The sequence below is a fragment of the Hydrogenophaga sp. FG152 genome, assembly GCF_057809615.1.
In genome coordinates this window covers 131,907-150,375 of the sequence record NZ_JBMDKH010000009.1, presented here as the reverse complement: position 1 = coordinate 150,375, position 18,469 = coordinate 131,907, and the positions used below count along the sequence as shown (strand labels likewise).

Genomic DNA, 18,469 nt, shown 5'->3' with positions numbered 1-18,469 from the left:
AGCATCACGACCAGCGGGCAGCCTTGTTGATGATGAAGTCGATGAAGGTGCGCACCGCCAGTGTTTGATACCGCCCCGGCATCCGCAACAGGAATAGCCGGGTGCCAAAAATACTGAGGCGCCATGGATCCAGCGCGGTGACCACGCGTCCCGTTCTCACGTCTTCCTGAACGACATAGCTGGGGACCAGACCGATACCCAGTCCCGACAGAATCGCCTCGCGCAGGAACTGAAAGTTCTCGGACGCCAGCGTCGGGTTCAGCGTGACCTCCTGGCGCACTTCATCCCTGTAGGCCGCCAGGCGCAGTTCACGCCCCACCACCGACGATGTGATGAGCGGCAGGCGCCGCAGGGCTTCCAGATCTTCAGGCAGACCTGTCGTCCGGGCAAACCCGGTCGAAGCACAGGCCACGTAGCGCACCTGCGCCAGCTCTCGGGCCACCAAGGCCTCCGGCGGCTCTGACATGACGCGGATGGCGACGTCCACCTCGTCGCGCAGCAAGTCGTCCACACGGTTTTCAAACAGCAGCTCCAGGCTGATCTCGGGATACTGGCGCTTGAACTCCAGCAGCCAGTCGGTCATGACCAGTTGCCCGAAGCCGGTGGGCACGCTGACCCGGACGGCCCCATGGAGACCACGCCCCAGCATGGTGATGGCCTCCCTGGCTGCGGCGAGTTCGTCCCGGATGGCGCAGCCATGCCGGTAGAGCGTCTGGCCGATTTCGGTGGGTTCGATGCGCCGGGTCGTTCTGCGCACCAGTTGCACGCCCACCGACTTCTCCAGCTGCTGCAGGTGGTAGCTGACGTTGGCGCGGCTGACTTTCAGTTTGCGCGCAGCACTGCTCAGGTTGCCGGCATCCAGGATGTCCACCAGCAGCACCAGTCCGGTCAGGTCCATGGATTGATTGTCAAACATGATTTGACAGAGTGTTAAAGATTGGCCTGATTGTCAAACCAATCCGCGAACCACACAATCCCCCTGACCCCTACAAAGCCCCGTCTCAAGGGCACAACCCTGGAACTTCGAACGACATGGCTCTCGACTCAGAAACCTTTTCTCTGCTCAAGGACAGCGTGCAACGCTTCATCCGCGAGCGTCTGGTCCCCGCCGAAAACAGCGTGGAAGAACTGGACGACGTCCCCTCGGACATCGTCGATGACATGAAGGAACTGGGGCTGTTTGGCCTGTCGATTCCCGAGGAGTTTGGCGGCATCGGCCTGTCAATGGCACAGGAATGCGAAGTGGCTTACGAGCTGGGGCAGACCGCGCTAGCTTTCCGTTCCGTCGTGGGCACCAACATCGGCATTGGGTCCCAGGGCATCCTGATGGACGGCACCGTCGAACAGAAAGCTGAGTACCTGCCCCGCATCGCCAGTGGCGAACTGATCATCTCCTTTGCCCTCACCGAGCCCAACGCCGGGTCGGATGCCGCGGCGCTGCAGACCCGCGGCGTCCGGGACGGTGACGACTACCTGCTCAGTGGCAGCAAACGCTACATCACCAACGCGCCACGTGCTGGCGCCTTCACGCTGATGGCGCGCACCGACGGCCCTGGCGCGGGCGGTATCTCGGCCTTCATTGTTCCCTCGCACTTGCCCGGCATCACCCTGGGCAAGCCGGACAAGAAGATGGGTCAGCGCGGCACCAAGACCTGCGACGTGAACCTGGACAACGTGCGTGTGCCGGCGGCCAACATCATTGGCGGTGTGCCGGGCAAAGGTTTCAAGACGGCCATGAAGGTGCTGGACCGCGGCCGTCTCCACGTTTCCGCGCTGGCCTGCGGCATGGCGCAACGCATCCTGCAAGAGTCGATTGCCTATGCCCAGGAACGCAAGCAGTTTGGACAACGCATCGGAGACTTTCAGCTGGTGCAGGCCATGCTGGCCGATAGCCAGGCCGAGCTGCTGGCCGGGTGGTCCATGGTGAAGGCCGTGGCGCAGCGGTACGACGCCAAGCCGTTTGGTGTGACCGACCCCGAGGTGAGCATGCAGGCCTCGTGCACCAAGCTTTTCACGACCGAGATGGTCGGCCGTGTGGCGGACCGCGGCGTGCAGGTTCATGGTGGCGCGGGCTACATCAACGAATACAAGGTCGAGCGCTTTTACCGCGATGTGCGCCTGTTGCGCCTGTACGAGGGCACGACGCAGATCCAGCAACTGATCATCGGCAAACACCTCATGCGCCAAGACTGAACAGCCTCCACCCATCATCCACGTCCCAACCCTCGGAACAGCGCCATGTCAAAAAACCCATCCCCATTCATGAACCGTCGCCAACTCTTGTCCATGAGCGCACTGACCATCGTGCTGCCTGCGTGGGCACAGTCCGGCTATCCGAGCAAACCGATCACGATCCTGGTGCCTTTCCCCGCAGGCGGTACCACCGACATTCTTGGTCGTCTGGTGGGACGTCATCTGGCCACCCGTTTGGGTGGGACCGTGGTGGTGGACAACAAGCCCGGTGCGGGCGGCGCCATCGGTTCCGCGATGGTGGCCAAGGCAGTCGGTGATGGTCACACGCTGCTGATGGGAACGATCGGAACGCATTCCATCAACCAGTACCTCTACAAGAAGCTGGCCTACGATCCTTTCAAGGATTTCGCACCGATCGGTCTGGTCGCCATGGTCCCGAACGTGTTGGTCGTGAACCCGTCCCAGCCGATCAAGACGGTCAAGGACCTGATAGCGGCCGCCAAGGCCGCACCCGGCAAGCTGACCTACGCGTCAGCCGGCAACGGAACCTCGATTCATTTGTGCGGAGCCATGTTCGAGCAGATGGCCCAGGTTTCCATGGCGCACGTGCCTTATCGCGGCAGTGCACCGGCGATCACGGATTTGCTGGGTAACCAAACCACTTGCATGTTCGACAACCTGCCATCGGCCATGCCTCACATCAAGTCTGGTGCACTGCGTGCGGTTGCGGTGACAACGGCCAAGCGTTCCGCAGCGCTGCCGGATGTGCCCACGATTGCAGAGTCCGGCGTTGCGGGATACGACGCCAGCTCGTGGTTTGGGATGTGGGCTCCGGCGTCGACGCCGGCCAGCCTGGTCAGCCGCCTCAATGAAGAAATCAGGCAGATCCTGGCGCAGCCCGATGTCAAGCAAACGCTCAAGGAGCAGGGTGCGGAAGCCGCACCAGACAGTGCGGCGCAGTTTGCCGCCTTCATCCAGACCGAGGCCGCCAAATGGTCGAAGGTCGTTCAGACAGCCAACGTTCAACTGGACTGAACACATGGGCGCTCTCAGTCATGTGCGGGTCCTGGACCTGACGCGGATACTGGCCGGCCCCTGGTGCACGCAGACGCTGGCCGATCTGGGCGCGGATGTGATCAAGATCGAACGCCCCGGCCAGGGCGACGACACGCGGCAATGGGGCCCGCCGTATGCGCGCGATGCTTCGGGGCAAGACACGACCGAAGCCGCTTACTACCTAGCGGTCAACCGCAACAAGCGATCGGTCACGCTCGACATCTCCACAGCGGAAGGCCAAGGCCTGATCCGGCGCCTGTTGGCCGAATGCGATGTGCTGGTCGAGAACTTCAAGGTGGGTGACATGCAGCGCTACGGGCTTGACCACGAGAGCCTGCGCAGCGAACACCCGGGCCTCATCTATTGTTCGATCACGGGCTTCGGGCAGACCGGTCCGTACGCGCCACGTGCGGGCTACGACTTCATTGTGCAGGGCATGGGTGGATTCATGAGCGTCACCGGTGAGCGTGACGGCCTGCCCGGCGCTTCGCCCCAGAAGGCCGGGGTCGCGATCGCCGACCTGTTCACTGGCGCGCACGCCACCATTGCGATCCTGGCCGCGCTGAACCACAAGGAGCGCACCGGAGAAGGCCAGCACCTGGACATCTGCTTGCTGGACACGCAGGTGGCCATGATGGCGAATATGGCGACGAACTACCTGGCCACGGGATCGCCGCCGGTGCGCTGGGGCAATGCGCACCCCAACATCGTGCCTTACCAGGTGTTCAAGGTGGCGGATGGCTGGGTCATCGTGGCTTGTGGCAACGACGGGCAGTTCCGCAAATTGACACAGGTCGCAGGTCAGCCCGAACTGGCCGACGATCCGCGCTTTGCCAGCAATCCCGCTCGCGTGCGGCACCGGGATCAACTGGTGCCCTTGCTGGAGGCGCTGATGCTCCAGCGCGAGCGCGACGAATGGATCCGGCTGCTGGAGGCTGTGGGTGTGCCTTGCGGTCCCATCAACGACATGGCCGATGTGTTCAAGGACCCACAAGTGCTCGCACGGGGCATGCGCCAAGAGCTGCCCCATCCCACGGCCGACCAGGTCAGTGTTCCCGGCAGCGCCCTGAAGCTCTCGGCCACGCCGGTGAGCTACCGCAGAGCGCCACCCCTGCTGGGCCAACACACGCACGAAGTCCTCCAGTCGCTGGCCGCCTTGTCCGACGACGAACTGGACACGCTGAAGAATCGCCAGATCATCTGAATCCCTGACCTACCCCATGACCCAACCACCACTGACAGCTCAACGTGTAGCACGTGTTGAACTCAACGCCCCTCCCGTCAACAGCCTGGGCATCACGCTGCGCAAGCACATCGTTGAATCGATCCGCGCAGCCGAAGCCGATCCGCAAGTGGCGGCGATCGTGCTCATCGGCACGGACAAGGCCTTTTCGGCCGGCGCCGACGTGGCCGAGTTCGGCACGGCCCTGCAGTTTGAAGCGCCCATGTTGCGCGACGTCATCGCGGCCATCGAAGCCTGCCAGAAGCCGGTGGTTGCGGCCCTCTCCGGCGTGGCCCTGGGCGGTGGCCTGGAGCTGGCGCTGGGATGCCATGCGCGGGTGGCATTGGCCTCCGCCCGCCTGGGCACGCCTGAAATTCAGCTGGGCCTGATCCCCGGCTCGGGCGCCACCCAGAAACTGCCTCGGTTGATGGGCGCTGATCGTGCGCTCGCGATGATGAGCTCGGGGCAGGCCCAGACCGCAGAACAGCTGTCGGATTCGGGACTGCTGGACCTGGTGGTGCGGCAAGACCTGTGGGCCGCAGCCTCGACCCTGGCCCTAGAACTCGCAGAGCAAGCCCTGCCGTTGCCGCGCGCACGCGACCAGACCGTCGATGCCGCCACCGTCGATCAGGCGGCTGAAAAAGCGTCTGCGCGGTTCAACAAACGCCAGCGCGCACAGCCGGCCTACCTGGCCCTGATGGACGCTGTCAGGGCCAGCGCGCTGCCGTTTGACGAGGGCATGCTGCGTGAGCGCGAGCTGTTCCTGTCGCTGATGCAAAGCAGCGAAGCGGCCGCCTTGCGCTACCAGTTCCGGGTGCAGCGGGAGTCGGCCAAGCTGCCGACCAACCTTTCAGCAACACCGCGTGCTTTCGACCATGTCGCCGTGATCGGCGCCGGCACCATGGGAACGGGTATCGCCATTGCCGCCCTGGAAGCCGGGCTGCAGGTCAGCTTGCTGGAGCAGTCGGCGGATGCGTTGGAGCGAGGTTCGTCCCGCATCGCCGAGCACTTTGCGTCACGGGTGAAGGCTGGCAAGGTCGATGCGGCCACGGCCGAACGCCTGCTGGGCCTGCTGACGGCGACGCTGGACTGGCCTTCGTTGCAGGCAGCAGACGTGGTGATCGAGGCCGTGTTCGAGGACCTGGCGGTCAAACAATCGGTGTTTCGCCTGATCGACCAGCACGCCCGGGTGGGCGCTGTCCTGGCCACCAACACCTCTTACCTGGACACCGATGCGATCGCGTCGGTGACGTCCCGACCGCAGGATGTTCTGGGTCTGCACTTCTTCAGTCCGGCCAATGTCATGAAGCTGCTGGAAGTGGTTCAAGGCAAGGACAGTGCCGCGGATGCGATGGCCACGGCCATGGCCCTGGGCAAACAGCTGAAGAAGATTCCCATTCTCTGTGGCAACGCCTTCGGTTTCATCGGCAACCGCATCTACAACGCCTACCGCAAGCAGTGCGAGTTCATGCTGGAAGACGGGGCCTGGCCCGAGGACGTCGACCGGGCCCTGACCGACTTCGGTTTCGCCATGGGACCGTTCGCCGTGGCCGATCTCTCGGGCCTGGACATCGCCTGGCGCATGCGGCAGGCCGGCGCCGCCACCCGCGACCCGCGGGAACGCTATGTGCACATCCTCGACCGTTTGTGCGAGATGGGCCGCATGGGGCGCAAGACCCAGGCGGGCTACTACACCTACACCGACGGCAAGGCCAGCCCCGCCACCGACGAGGTGGTGCGTGGCGTCATCGCGCAGGCCTCTGCAGCGCGCGGCATTGAGCGCTCGCCACTGTCGGCCGAGACCATCCAGCGCCGAGCCCTGCTGGCCATGGTGAACGAAGCCGCGCTGCTGTTCAGCGAAGGGGTGGCGCACCGCGCGGGCGACATCGATGTGGTGCTGGTCAACGGCTACGGCTTCCCATCCTGGGTGGGCGGCCCCGTGCACTGGGCCCGGACCGAGCCCCGCGCCCGTCTGGATCAGGAACTGGATCGGCTCATCGCAGCGAACGGTTTTGGCGCGGCGCGCGCCACGCCGGCCATGCTGGACCGTCTGCTCGGCTGAACCGCGCACTTTTTTTTCTTGTCTTTTCTCTTCACTTGATTTCTGTCATGACCACTTCCCAAGCCTTCATCTGCGACGCCATCCGCACCCCTTTCGGTCGCTACGGTGGTGCACTGTCTTCTGTGCGAGCCGACGACCTGGGCGCCATCCCCTTGCGAGCACTGATGGTCCGCAACCCGAACGTGGACTGGGCGTCTGTTGTGGATGTGATCTACGGCTGTGCCAACCAGGCCGGCGAAGACAACCGCAACGTCGCCCGTATGAGCAGCCTGCTCGCAGGTCTGCCGCTGGAAGTACCCGGCGGTACCGTCAACCGCCTGTGTGGTTCGGGGCTGGACGCCATCGGCACAGCTGCACGCGCCATCAAGGCCGGTGAAGCCGGCCTGATGATCGCGGGCGGGGTGGAAAGCATGAGCCGCGCGCCCTTCGTGATGCCCAAAGCCGAGAGCGCCTTCAGTCGCAACAACGCCGTCTACGACACCACCATCGGCTGGCGCTTCGTCAACAAGCTCATGAAAGCCCAGTACGGTGTGGACTCCATGCCCGAGACGGCCGAGAACGTGGCGACCGATTTCAAGATCGAGCGCGAAGCCCAGGACCGCATGGCCCTAGCCAGCCAGATGAAGGCCGTGGCCGCGATCAAGGCCGGGCACCTGGCGCGCGAGATCTGTGCTGTGAGCATCCCGCAGAAGAAGGGCGACGCCCTGATCGTGGACACCGACGAACACCCGCGCGAAACCAGCCTGGAAACGCTGGCCAAACTGAAAGGTGTGGTGCGGCCCGACGGCACCGTGACGGCGGGCAACGCCAGCGGCGTGAACGACGGCGCCTGCGCGCTGCTGCTGGCCGACGAAGCCACCGCCGCGAAGAACGGATTGACCCCCAGGGCCCGCATCGTGGGCATGGCCACGGCGGGGGTGGCACCGCGCATCATGGGCATCGGCCCGGCGCCCGCGACGCAGAAGGTGCTGGCGCTCACCGGTCTGACGCTCGAACAGCTGGACGTGATCGAACTCAACGAAGCCTTCGCCGCGCAAGGCCTGGCGGTGCTGCGCACCTTGGGGTTGAAAGACGACGATGAGCGCGTGAACGCCTGGGGCGGCGCCATCGCGCTGGGTCACCCGCTGGGCGCCAGCGGCGCGCGCCTGGCCACCACGGCGGTCAACCGCCTGCACGCCACCGGCGGTCGCTACGCGCTGTGCACCATGTGCATCGGCGTGGGGCAGGGCATTGCCTTGATCGTCGAACGCGTCTGAAGGGATCCACACCATGAAAATCATCGTCCCCGTCAAACGCGTGGTGGACTACAACGTCAAGGTGCGCGTCAAGAGCGACGGCACCGGCGTGGACATCGCCAACGTCAAGATGAGCATGAACCCGTTTGACGAGATCGCAGTGGAAGAAGCCGTGCGCCTGAAGGAGAAAGGTGCGGCCACCGAGGTCATCGCCGTTTCCTGCGGCGTGGCCCAGTGCCAGGAAACCCTGCGCACGGCCATGGCCATCGGTGCCGACCGCGCCATCCTGGTCGAGACCGATGTCGAGCTGCAGCCCCTGGCCGTGGCCAAGCTGCTCAAGGCCCTGGTGGACAAGGAACAACCGGGTCTGATCATCCTGGGCAAGCAGGCGATCGACGACGACGCCAACCAGACCGGCCAGATGCTGGCGGCCCTGGCCGACCTGCCGCAGGCCACCTTCGCATCCAAAGTGGAAGTCGCTGGTGACAAGGCCAAGGTCACCCGCGAAATCGATGGTGGCCTGGAGACGCTGGAAGTCTCGCTGCCGGCCGTGGTCACCACCGACCTGCGCCTGAACGAGCCGCGTTATGTGACGCTGCCCAACATCATGAAGGCCAAGAAGAAGCCGCTGGAGACTGTCAAGCCGGCCGACCTCGGTGTCGATGTGGCGCCGCGCCTGAAGACTCTGAAGGTCGCCGAACCGGCCAAGCGCGGCGCCGGCGTGAAGGTGCCCGATGTGACCGCCCTGGTGGACAAGCTCAAGAACGAAGCCAAAGTGATCTGAGGAAGAAACAACATGACCGCACTCGTCATTGCCGAACACGACAACGCCGCCATCAAGGGCGCGACCCTCAACACCGTGTCCGCCGCCGCTGCCTGCGGCGGTGACGTGCACGTGCTGGTGGCCGGCCACAACGCCGCTGCCGCTGCAGCCGCCGCCGCCCAGATCGCCGGTGTCGCCAAAGTCATCCACGCCGATGGCGAAGGCTTCGCCCACGGCCTGGCCGAAAACGTCGCCGCCCAGGTGCTGGCCATCGCCAATGCCTACAGCCACATCCTGTTCCCTGCCACGGCCGGCGGCAAGAACGTGGCTCCGCGCGTGGCCGCCAAGCTCGACGTCGCGCAGATCAGCGACATCACCAAGGTCATCAGCCAAGATACCTTCGAGCGCCCCATCTACGCCGGCAACGCCATCGCCACCGTGCAGAGCGGCGACGCCACCAAAGTCATCACCGTGCGCACCACCGGCTTCGACCCGGCAGGCCAGGGTGGATCGGCCGCCGTGGAACCGGTTGCGGCCGCAGCGGGCAACGGCAAGAGCAGCTACCTGGGCAGCGAAATCGCCAAGAGCGACCGCCCGGAACTGACGGCGGCCAAGATCATCGTCAGCGGTGGCCGTGCGCTGGGCAGCAGCGAGAAGTTCAACGAAGTGATGACCCCGCTGGCCGACAAGCTGGGCGCGGCCATCGGTGCCAGCCGCGCGGCGGTGGACGCGGGCTACGCCCCGAACGACCTGCAGGTGGGTCAGACGGGCAAGATCGTGGCGCCGCAGCTGTACATCGCCGCGGGCATCTCGGGTGCGATCCAGCACCTGGCGGGCATGAAGGATTCGAAGGTGATCGTGGCGATCAACAAGGACCCCGAGGCGCCGATCTTCAGCGTGGCCGACTACGGCCTGGAGGCCGACCTGTTCACCGCTGTGCCCGAGCTGGTGGTAGCGATTTAAGAACAGAAGTAGCTTGAAGCAGAAAATGAAAACATTCAGGGAAAACAATGGAACTGAGGCACCTTCGGTGCTTCTTGGCGGTCGCTCAGGAACTGCACTTCGCCAGAGCCGCTGAGAAGCTTCACATTGAACAGTCGCCACTTTCGCGGGCGATCAAGGAACTGGAAGAAGAGCTGGGGGTCCGCCTCTTCGACCGCAACACCCGCAGCACGCGCCTGACCCGTTCTGGTCAGGTCTTCATGGATCACGTGCCACGCGTGTTCGCTGCGCTGACCCAGGCTCGTGACAGCGTACGGGCCGTGTCGGCCGGTTACCAGAGGCAGTTGCGCATCGCGCTGTCCGAAGACATCTCGCAGGCCCGTCTCACTGCATTGCTATCGGGTTGCCGTGAAGAGGAGCCAGATACGGAAATCCGCCTATACGAGGTTCCGCTGGCGCAGCAGATCAAGGGCCTCGAATCCGACTTGTATGACTTGGGGTTTTCCCAATGGACGGATGTCGGCGAGGCTCTGTCTGCTGTGCCGGCATGGAGCGACACGATAGTGGTGGTGATGCCTTTGCGTCACCCCTTGTTGGCCTACGAGAAACCGCCGCTGAACGAGGTCCTGCGCTACCCACTGGTGCTGTGCGACCCTGAGGTCTGCGAGGGCTGCTGTCGCCAGCTGGACCGGGTACTTCGCGCGACTGACATGGAGCCCATCGTGGCTGAGCGAGTCGCCAGTCACGACCTCATGGTGACGCTAGTGGCAGCGGGATACGGGTTGGGCTTTTCGACAGAGGCACACGTATCAACCAGCAGCCACCCAGAAATCGTCACCAGGCCATTGGCAGGCCGCACACCGTTGCTGACCACCTACCTGATCCACCGTATCGGTGACCCGTCTGAGACCTTGCGACGTTTCGTAGAAAGAGCACTCATAAACGCGCCGGATCGGCCGGCCAATGATGCTCAGGACACTTCACCAGGGAGTACGACATGAAAAAGCTTCACAAATGGAAAGCAGCCTTGGCAGTTACCTCGGCCACCCTCCTTCTGTCGGCCTGCGGCAAGCAGCAGCCCACTGATTCGCTGGAATCGTTTATGGCCGATCCAGAACGGTTGAAGCTGCTGAGAGAGCAGTGCAAGACCGAGCGCACGAAACTGGGCGACGAACTTTGTGACCGCGTGGCCGAGGCCTCGAAGCGACGATTTTTCGGGGACGGCAAGGTGCCGTACAACCCACCCAAGGAATCGCCCAAGTTCTGAACTTGCGTTCGTGGCCACACTCGGTGGCACTCATCTCGCGCATGGAAGCGGTGCTAAGCGCATCGTTTCAGGGAGCCATGACACGCGGCAGCACGCTGCCACTTGCATTCTTGCAGGCCGAGTTGCGAGCCTGTCGATTTCGGACTTTGACCCACCGATAGCCAGCCTTGATGCTCATGCGTGCGGCACACCTTCGTGCCGCGCGCATGGCTCCGCATGGCGGGCCACAGAATCGGAGGTCAAGGTGCAGGCTCAGGGCAAAAGCCACCAGGGGGTTCTCTACGGTCAGATCGCGGCGGTTCTGGGCGTCGTCGTGGTCGGCGTGTGGGGTGCAACCCAGTGGACCGCTACGGCACTCGGCCATCAGGCGCGTCTGGGCACTCCGTGGTTCGAGGCCTTCGGCTCGCCGGTCTACCATCCCTGGCGCCTTTTCGAATGGTGGTTCTTCTTCGACGCCTACGCACCCGATGTCTTCGACGTGGGCGGCGCGATAGCAGGCGGCAGCGGCCTGGCCTCGGTGGGCGTGGCGGTGGGTATGTCGGTCTGGCGCTCGCGGCAGTCGCGACTGGTCACCACCTACGGAACCGCCCGCTGGGCCACGGCAGATGACGTGCGCCAGGCGGGCCTGAACCGCCCCGGCGGAGTGTTCCTCGGCCAGCATGGTGAGCACTACCTGCGCCATGACGGGCCGGAACACGTGCTGGCGTTTGCGCCCACACGTTCGGGCAAGGGCGTCGGCCTGGTGGTGCCCACGCTGTTGTCGTGGCCCGGCTCGGCCGTCATCCACGACATCAAGGGCGAGAACTGGCAGTTGACGGCCGGCTGGCGCTCGCGCTTCTCGCACTGCCTGCTGTTCAACCCCACCGATGCGCGATCGGCCGCATACAACCCCCTGCTGGAGGTTCGACGTGGTGAACACGAAGTGCGCGACGTGCAGAACATCGCTGACATCCTGGTGGACCCGGAGGGCGCACTGGAGCGCCGCAATCATTGGGAGAAGACTTCGCACGCGCTGCTGGTGGGGGCCATCCTGCACGTGCTCTACGCGGGCGAAGACAAGACGCTGCGCGGCGTGGCCAACTTCCTGTCCGATCCGGCCTGCCCTTTCGAGGTGACGCTGCACCGGATGATGACGACGCCTCACCTGGCGAACGCGCAAGGCGGTGGCCCGCACCCCGTCGTCGCATCCGCCGCGCGCGAGGTGCTCAACAAGAGTGAGAACGAGCGCTCGGGTGTGCTCTCCACCGCGATGAGCTTCCTGGGTCTATACCGCGACCCGACGGTGGCCAAGGTGACCTCCCGCTGCGACTGGCGCATTGCCGACCTGATCTCGACCGCGCACCCGGTGTCGCTGTACCTGGTGGTGCCGCCCTCCGACATCAGCCGTACCAAGCCGTTGATCCGGTTGATCCTGAATCAGGTGGGACGGCGGCTGACCGAGTCGCTGGATGGCTCCGACGGCATCGCGCGACGGCACAAGCTGCTGCTGATGCTCGACGAGTTCCCGGCGCTGGGTCGTCTTGACTTCTTCGAGACCGCGCTGGCCTTCATGGCGGGCTACGGCATCCGCAGCTTCCTGATCGCGCAGAGCCTGAACCAGATCGACAAGGCCTACGGCCAGAACCACTCGATCCTGGACAACTGCCACGTGCGGGTGACCTTTGCCACCAACGACGAACGCACGGCCAAGCGCATTTCCGAGACACTGGGCACGGCCACCGAGCTGCGCGCCCAGCGCAACTACGCCGGCCATCGGCTGGCGCCCTGGCTGGGTCACCTGATGGTCTCGCGCCAGGAGACGGCGCGCCCGCTGCTGACGCCTGGCGAGGTGATGCAGCTGCCACCCGACGAAGCGGTGGTGATGGTCTCCAGCACGCCACCGGTCAAGGCCCGCAAGCTGCGCTACTACGCCGACGCGAACTTCAAGCGCCGCGTGTTGCCGCCGCCCGTCCTAATTGCGGGCCCCTACCCCGATGCGCCACCGGTGCGGGCTGACGACTGGGGCGAACTGGCCGCGCCGTTGGCACCTACTGCATCCAACACAGCCTTCATGCCTGGCATAGATGCCGACGAAGGCGGTCCCCGCCTGCAGCCAGAACTGACGGAGATTGCGACGCACAGCCCCACGCTCGACGCACTGACCAATGACCTGGCACTGCTCGATGACGACGACGCCCCCCTGCCCCTCCCCCGCCAGATCGACCCGGCCCCGCAGCGCGCGGCGCGCCTGGCCGCACTCGACCCCGACGACGGCATCGCACTATGAGCCAGTACCGCCTGAACCTGTTCATCCCGCCCGAGCACGCGCGCCGCCTCGAAGAGGTGGCCGCCAAGAAGGGCGTTTCCAAGTCGTCCATCGTTGCAGCAGCGCTGTCCTCGTGGCTGTCGCCGGACTCGGGCGACCAACGGGAGGCCGCCATCGCCAAGCGGCTGGACCGTCTCTCGCGCCAGTTCGAGCGGCTGGAGCGCGACCAGAACATCGAGATTGAGACGCTGGCGCTGTTCATCCGCTACTACCTGACCGTCAGCACACCGGTGCCTGAAAGCCATCAGGATGCGGCCCGCGCACAAGGCAAGGCGCGCTTCGAACAGTTCGTCGAACAACTGAGCCGCCACCTGCTGCGCGGTCGCAGCCTGGTGCGCGACGTGATTGAGGAACTGCATCCACAGGAGCAAGGCCTGAACCGGCAACTGGATGAGGCCGCAGCCGCGCCAACTGACAGCGTGGACTCGACCCAACCGAACGAGGGCCCAACCCCATGACGGCCCTCCCACCCAGCCCCGAAAAGACCACGCTCGACCGCCGTGTCCGCATGCTGCGCACGGCGATGGGGCCGGTGATCGCGGCCGCGCTGGAAGACCGGGATGTGGTGGAGGTGCTGCTCAACCCCGATGGCACGCTCTGGATCGACCGGCTCTCGACCGGGCGAGCACCGACGGGCATGACGCTGTCGGCGGCCGATGGTGAACGCATCATTCGCCTGGTGGCGGCCCACGTGGGTGCCGAGGTGCACCGGGGCCAGCCGCTGCTCACCGCCGAGTTGCCCGAGACGGGTGAACGCTTCGAGGGTGTGCTGCCGCCGGCGGCACCGGGGCCGGCCTTCGCGCTGCGCAAGCGCGCCGTGGGCGTGATCCCGCTGGACCGCTACGTGGCCGACGGGATGATGAGCCCAGAGCAGGCCGATTTCCTGCGTCGGGCCGTGCACGAGCGGCAGAACATCCTGATCGCGGGAGGCACCAGCACCGGCAAGACCACACTGGCCAATGCGCTGCTGGCCGAGATCGCCGCCACCGGCGACCGGGTGCTGGTGCTCGAAGACACGATCGAACTGCAGTGCTCCGCGCGCGACCACGTGCCGCTGCGCACGCGCGCGGGTGCCGTCTCGATGACCGAGCTGGTGCGCGCCACGATGCGGCTGCGGCCCGACCGCGTGGTGGTGGGCGAGGTGCGGGGCGGCGAAGCGCTGGACCTGGTCAAGGTCTGGGGCACCGGCCACCCTGGCGGCATCGCCACCATTCATGCCGGCTCCGCACTCGGAGCGTTGCTGCGGGTGGAGCAACTGATCCTGGAGGTCGCGGTGAACCCGCCGCGCGCCCTGATCGCCGAGGCGATCAACGTGGTGGTGTACATCGCCGGTCGCGGGCGCAAGCGCCGCATCGAGACGATTGCCCACGTCACCGGACACGACAGCACCGGCTACCACCTGGTGTCGGTGAACGAGCCATTGCCTGAACTGCCAACGCCCTCCCCGCCTTCAGCGGAGCACTCCCCTTCCTCAACCCCACCCGGAGATCTTTCATGACCCCTTCGCTTGCCCTGCGCTCCTTTGCCCAACCGTTCACCCGTCTGCTGGTGTCCTCGCGAACAGCCCGGCTGCGCCGCTTGAACCGGCTGATGCAGCCCGCCCGCCAGGGTCTGCTCACCGCATCCATCATGCTGAGCCTGGCCGGCACGGCCAAGGCAGCCGGTTCCAGCATGCCCTGGGAGGGGCCTTTGCAATCCATCCTGGACTCGATCCAGGGTCCGGTGGCCCGCATCGTGGCCGTGATCATCATCATCGCCACCGGCCTGGCCCTGGCCTTCGGTGACACCTCTGGCGGCTTTCGGAAGCTGATCCAGATCGTCTTCGGTCTGTCGATCGCCTTCGCGGCCTCGTCCTTCTTCCTGAGCTTCTTCAGCTTCTCGGGCGGGGCGCTGGTATGAGCGGCGGTGCCGAGCACGCCACCTCACTGGCCAGCGGCTTCGAGATTCCGCTGCACCGCTCGCTGACCGAGGCCATCCTGATGGGCGGCGCGCCGCGCACGGTAGCCATCGCCAACGGGACGCTGGCCGCCGCAGTGGGTCTGGGCTTGCAGCTGTGGATTCCGGGCGCTGTGCTGTGGATCGTGGGCCATTCGCTTGCTGTCTGGGGTGCGCGGGCCGATCCGCAGTTCATGGCGGTGTTTGCCCGGCACCTGAAGCACAAGCCTCTGCTGGACGTGTGAGGACGACGCCATGCTCAACCTCTCCGAGTACCGGCAACGCCCCGCCCTGCTGGCCGACTGGCTGCCTTGGGCCGGACTGGTAGCGCCCGGCGTGGTGCTGAACAAGGACGGCTCGTTCCAGCGCACCGCACGCTTTCGAGGGCCGGACCTGGACAGTGCCACGCAGGGCGAGCTGGTTGCCACCACCGCGCGCCTGAACAACGCGCTGCGCCGTCTGGGGTCGGGCTGGGCGCTGTACGTGGACGCCGAGCGCCGACTAGCCGCCGACTACCCGCGCTCGTCCTTTCCGGACGCGCTGTCGTGGCTGGTGGACGAAGAGCGGCGCGCAGCCTTCGAAGAATCGGCCAGCCACTTCGAGAGCCGCTACCACTTCACGCTGCAGTACCTGCCGCCCGAGGAATCGCGCGCACGGGCCGCCAACCTGCTCTACGAAAACCGCTCCAGCAACGGTGTGGACTGGCGCGAACGGCTGGCCGCCTTCATCGCCGAGACCGACCGCGTATTCGACCTGCTCGACGGCGTGATGCCGGAGATCGCCTGGCTGCAGGACGCCGACACGTTGAGCTACCTGCATACCACGGTGTCGCCACGCACCTACCCGGTGGCCGTTCCCGAGGTGCCCTTCCACCTCGATGCGCTGCTGGCCGATGCCTCCCTGCTGGGCGGTCTGGCGCCCATGCTGGGTGACGCGCATCTGCGGGTGGCCACGGTGCGCGGGTTCCCCACGTCCACCTGGCCCGGCGTGCTGGACGATCTGAACCGGCTCGGCTTCGGTTACCGCTGGTCCACGCGCTTCCTGTGCATGGACAAGGCAGAGGCCGAGAAGGAGCTGGGCCGGCTGCGCCGGCAGTGGTTCGCCAAGCGCAAGAACGTGCTGGCCCTGCTGCGCGAGACGATATTCCAGCAGGAGTCGCCGCTGGTGGACACCGACGCCGGCAACAAAGCGGCCGATGCCGATGCGGCCCTTCAGGAGCTGGGCGGCGACCAGGTGGCCTTTGGCTACGTGACCGCCACGGTCACAGTGCTCGATGCCGACGCGAGCGCTGCCGACGAGAAGTTGCGCAGGGCCGAACGCGTGATCCAGGGGCGCGGCTTCGTCACCATCCCGGAGACGCTGAACGCGGTGGAGGCCTGGCTGTCGTCAATCCCAGGCAACGCCTACGCCAACGTGCGCCAGCCCATCGTCTCGACACTGAACCTGGCGCACCTGATGCCGGTGTCGGCGGTGTGGGCGGGACCGGAGCGCAACCGGCACCTGGACGGTCCGCCCCTGGTCGTGACCCGCACCGAGGGCTCCACGCCGTTTCGGCTGGTGACCCACGTCGGTGACGTGGGCCACACCCTGGTGGTGGGACCAACCGGCATGGGCAAGTCGGTGCTGCTGGCCTTGCTGGCCCTGCAGTTCCGGCGCTACCCCGGTTCGCGCATCTTCGCGTTCGACATGGGCCGGTCCATGCGCGCCACGGTGCTCGGCCTCGGTGGCGAGCACTACGACCTGGGCAGCGACGGCGACATCGCTTTTCAGCCACTGGCCGGCATCGACCAGGAGGGCTACCGCAGCTGGGCCGCCGAGTGGGTCGAAGGCCGGCTGGTGCACGAGGGCGTGGCCGTGGGGCCGGACGAGAAGGCTGCAATCTGGTCGGCGCTGGGCAGCCTGGCCGGCGCGCCGCGCGAGCAGCGCACGCTCACCGGTCTGTCGGTGCTGCTGCAGTCCAACGCGCTGCGCCAGGCGCTCGCCCCCTACGTGCTGGGCGGCGCCCACGGCAAGCTGCTGGACGCTGATCACGACCGCCTGGGCACTGCCGACGTGCAGTGCTTCGAGATGGAAGAGCTGATGGGCAGCCGTGCGGCGGTGATGGCCGTGCTGGGCTACCTGTTCGCACGCTTGGAGGCACGCTTCGATGGTGCCCCCACCCTGCTGATGCTGGACGAGTCCTGGCTGTTCCTGGACGACCCGGTGTTCGCGGCGCGCATCCGCCAGTGGCTCAAGACGCTGCGCAAGAAGAACGTGTCGGTGCTGTTCGCCACGCAGAGCCTGGCCGACGTCCAGGGATCGAGCATCGCTCCGGCCATCGTGGAGAGCTGCGCGAGCCGCATCTTCCTGCCCAACCCGCAGGCCACCGAACCCCAGGTGCGCTCGATCTACGAGGCCTTCGGCCTGAACCGCCGCCAGATCGAGATCGTGGCCACCGCCGTGCCCAAGCGCGACTACTACTACCAATCCCGGCTGGGCAACCGCCTGTTCGATCTGGACCTGCGCGCCGTGGCCCTGGCCTTCGCCGGAGCCTCGACACCGCAGGACCAGCGCCTTATCGACGAGGTGCTGGCTTCGCACCCGCCCGAGGGCTTCGCCCCGGCCTGGCTGCGCCGCCGTGGCCTGGACTGGGCGGCCGATCTCTTTCACCAACACACCCACCACCAACCCGGGCATGCCCGACCTTCAGGAGAAACGCCATGAGCTTTCAGTTCCCCGCCCGAGCCCTCAAGTCCCGCCTGACAGCGCTGGCCACCGCCGCCGCGCTGACCCTGGGCGTCACGCAGCCCGCACACGCACTCTTCGGCGTGGGCGACATCGTGCTGGACCCGGTCAACCTGGTGCAGAACACCATGACCGCTGCGCGCACACTGGAGCAGATCAATAACCAGATCCGCCAGTTGCAGAACGAGGCGCAGATGCTGATCAACCAGGCGCGCAACCTGGCGAGCCTGCCATTCAACGTCGTCAACCGCCTGCGCTCGACGCTGGACACGACGCGGCAATTGATCGCCCAGGCCCAGGGCCTGGCCTACCAGGTATCGAACCTCGACGCCGAGTTCGCCCGCCTCTATCCCGAGCAGTACGCCGCCACGGTGAGTGGCAACCAGATGTTCCAGGACGCGCGCCAGCGTTGGAAGAACACGCTCAATGGCCTGCAGACCGCCATGCAGATGCAGGCCCAGGTGTCGCAGAACCTGAGCCTGGACGAAGGCGTGCTGGCCGACCTGGTCAGCCAGAGCCAGTCGGCCACCGGAGCGCTGCAGGCCATGCAGGCCACCAACCAGTTGCTGGCCCTGCAGGCCAAGCAGTCCATCCAGTCGCAGCAGCTGATGCTGACGCAGGACCGCGCAGCCTCGCTGGAGCTGGCCCGGCAGGCTGCGGCCATCGAGCGCGGCCGCGAGGTGACGCGCCGATTCATCGGCAGCGGCACGGGCTACACGCCACAGGGCGTGAGCTTCTACGGCCACTGAACCACCGGAGGCCCTG

At 65.8% G+C, this 18,469-nt stretch carries 17 protein-coding genes; 16 read left to right on the top strand and 1 reads right to left on the bottom strand.

Annotated features, from left to right (window positions below; all coding sequences use genetic code 11):
• Positions 1-4: 4 nt before the first annotated feature.
• A complete protein-coding gene (locus tag ACODTB_RS13050) occupies positions 5-898 on the bottom strand; it encodes a LysR family transcriptional regulator (RefSeq protein ID WP_301159126.1) in 894 nt (297 codons plus the stop codon).
• Between the two features lie 134 nt (positions 899-1,032).
• On the opposite strand from ACODTB_RS13050, the gene ACODTB_RS13045 reads away from it, so the two are divergent.
• From ACODTB_RS13045 to trbJ, 16 genes are all read left to right on the top strand, one after another.
• Positions 1,033-2,193, top strand: a complete 1,161-nt coding sequence (locus tag ACODTB_RS13045) for an acyl-CoA dehydrogenase family protein (protein ID WP_301159119.1) — start codon at positions 1,033-1,035, stop codon at positions 2,191-2,193.
• A gap of 69 nt (positions 2,194-2,262) precedes the next feature.
• Positions 2,263-3,228, top strand: coding sequence for a Bug family tripartite tricarboxylate transporter substrate binding protein (locus ACODTB_RS13040; RefSeq protein WP_488929384.1), 966 nt, complete (start codon positions 2,263-2,265; stop codon positions 3,226-3,228).
• 4 nt (positions 3,229-3,232) lie between these two features.
• Positions 3,233-4,453, top strand: a complete 1,221-nt coding sequence (locus ACODTB_RS13035) for a CaiB/BaiF CoA transferase family protein (protein ID WP_301159121.1) — start codon at positions 3,233-3,235, stop codon at positions 4,451-4,453.
• 16 nt (positions 4,454-4,469) lie between these two features.
• On the top strand, positions 4,470-6,533 hold the full coding sequence (locus tag ACODTB_RS13030; protein ID WP_301159122.1) for a 3-hydroxyacyl-CoA dehydrogenase NAD-binding domain-containing protein: 2,064 nt from the start codon (positions 4,470-4,472) through the stop codon (positions 6,531-6,533).
• A gap of 47 nt (positions 6,534-6,580) precedes the next feature.
• The gene (pcaF, locus tag ACODTB_RS13025) at positions 6,581-7,789 is read left to right on the top strand and encodes a 3-oxoadipyl-CoA thiolase (RefSeq protein ID WP_488929383.1); all 1,209 of its coding nucleotides are present in this window, start codon (positions 6,581-6,583) and stop codon (positions 7,787-7,789) included.
• A gap of 13 nt (positions 7,790-7,802) precedes the next feature.
• Positions 7,803-8,552 carry an electron transfer flavoprotein subunit beta/FixA family protein gene (locus tag ACODTB_RS13020; protein WP_057597548.1) on the top strand — a complete coding sequence of 250 codons (750 nt, stop codon included), beginning with the start codon at positions 7,803-7,805 and terminating at the stop codon, positions 8,550-8,552.
• Positions 8,553-8,564: 12 nt separating this feature from the next.
• Complete coding sequence (locus ACODTB_RS13015; protein ID WP_057597549.1) at positions 8,565-9,494, top strand: electron transfer flavoprotein subunit alpha/FixB family protein; 930 nt, start codon at positions 8,565-8,567, stop codon at positions 9,492-9,494.
• A gap of 47 nt (positions 9,495-9,541) precedes the next feature.
• The gene (locus ACODTB_RS13010; protein ID WP_057597550.1) at positions 9,542-10,474 is read left to right on the top strand and encodes a LysR family transcriptional regulator; all 933 of its coding nucleotides are present in this window, start codon (positions 9,542-9,544) and stop codon (positions 10,472-10,474) included.
• Positions 10,471-10,740, top strand: coding sequence for an EexN family lipoprotein (locus tag ACODTB_RS13005; RefSeq protein WP_057598389.1), 270 nt, complete (start codon positions 10,471-10,473; stop codon positions 10,738-10,740). The genes ACODTB_RS13010 and ACODTB_RS13005 overlap by 4 nt, the downstream gene beginning before the upstream one ends.
• A gap of 244 nt (positions 10,741-10,984) precedes the next feature.
• The gene (locus tag ACODTB_RS13000; RefSeq protein WP_488929382.1) at positions 10,985-13,006 is read left to right on the top strand and encodes a conjugal transfer protein TraG; all 2,022 of its coding nucleotides are present in this window, start codon (positions 10,985-10,987) and stop codon (positions 13,004-13,006) included.
• Positions 13,003-13,503, top strand: coding sequence for a CopG family transcriptional regulator (locus ACODTB_RS12995; RefSeq protein WP_057597552.1), 501 nt, complete (start codon positions 13,003-13,005; stop codon positions 13,501-13,503). The genes ACODTB_RS13000 and ACODTB_RS12995 overlap by 4 nt, the downstream gene beginning before the upstream one ends.
• The gene (gene trbB / locus ACODTB_RS12990; protein ID WP_086920800.1) at positions 13,500-14,543 is read left to right on the top strand and encodes a P-type conjugative transfer ATPase TrbB; all 1,044 of its coding nucleotides are present in this window, start codon (positions 13,500-13,502) and stop codon (positions 14,541-14,543) included. The genes ACODTB_RS12995 and trbB overlap by 4 nt, the downstream gene beginning before the upstream one ends.
• A gap of 92 nt (positions 14,544-14,635) precedes the next feature.
• Complete coding sequence (locus tag ACODTB_RS12985; protein WP_238136746.1) at positions 14,636-14,944, top strand: TrbC/VirB2 family type IV secretion system protein; 309 nt, start codon at positions 14,636-14,638, stop codon at positions 14,942-14,944.
• Entirely contained in the window at positions 14,941-15,225 is a 285-nt protein-coding gene (locus ACODTB_RS12980) for a VirB3 family type IV secretion system protein (RefSeq protein WP_086920801.1), read from the top strand. Before ACODTB_RS12985 ends, ACODTB_RS12980 begins: the two co-directional genes overlap by 4 nt.
• A 10-nt stretch (positions 15,226-15,235) precedes the next feature.
• Complete coding sequence (gene trbE, locus ACODTB_RS12975) at positions 15,236-17,683, top strand: conjugal transfer protein TrbE (RefSeq protein ID WP_086920802.1); 2,448 nt, start codon at positions 15,236-15,238, stop codon at positions 17,681-17,683.
• Positions 17,680-18,453, top strand: coding sequence for a P-type conjugative transfer protein TrbJ (gene trbJ / locus ACODTB_RS12970; RefSeq protein ID WP_086920803.1), 774 nt, complete (start codon positions 17,680-17,682; stop codon positions 18,451-18,453). The genes trbE and trbJ overlap by 4 nt, the downstream gene beginning before the upstream one ends.
• Positions 18,454-18,469 lie beyond the last annotated feature (16 nt).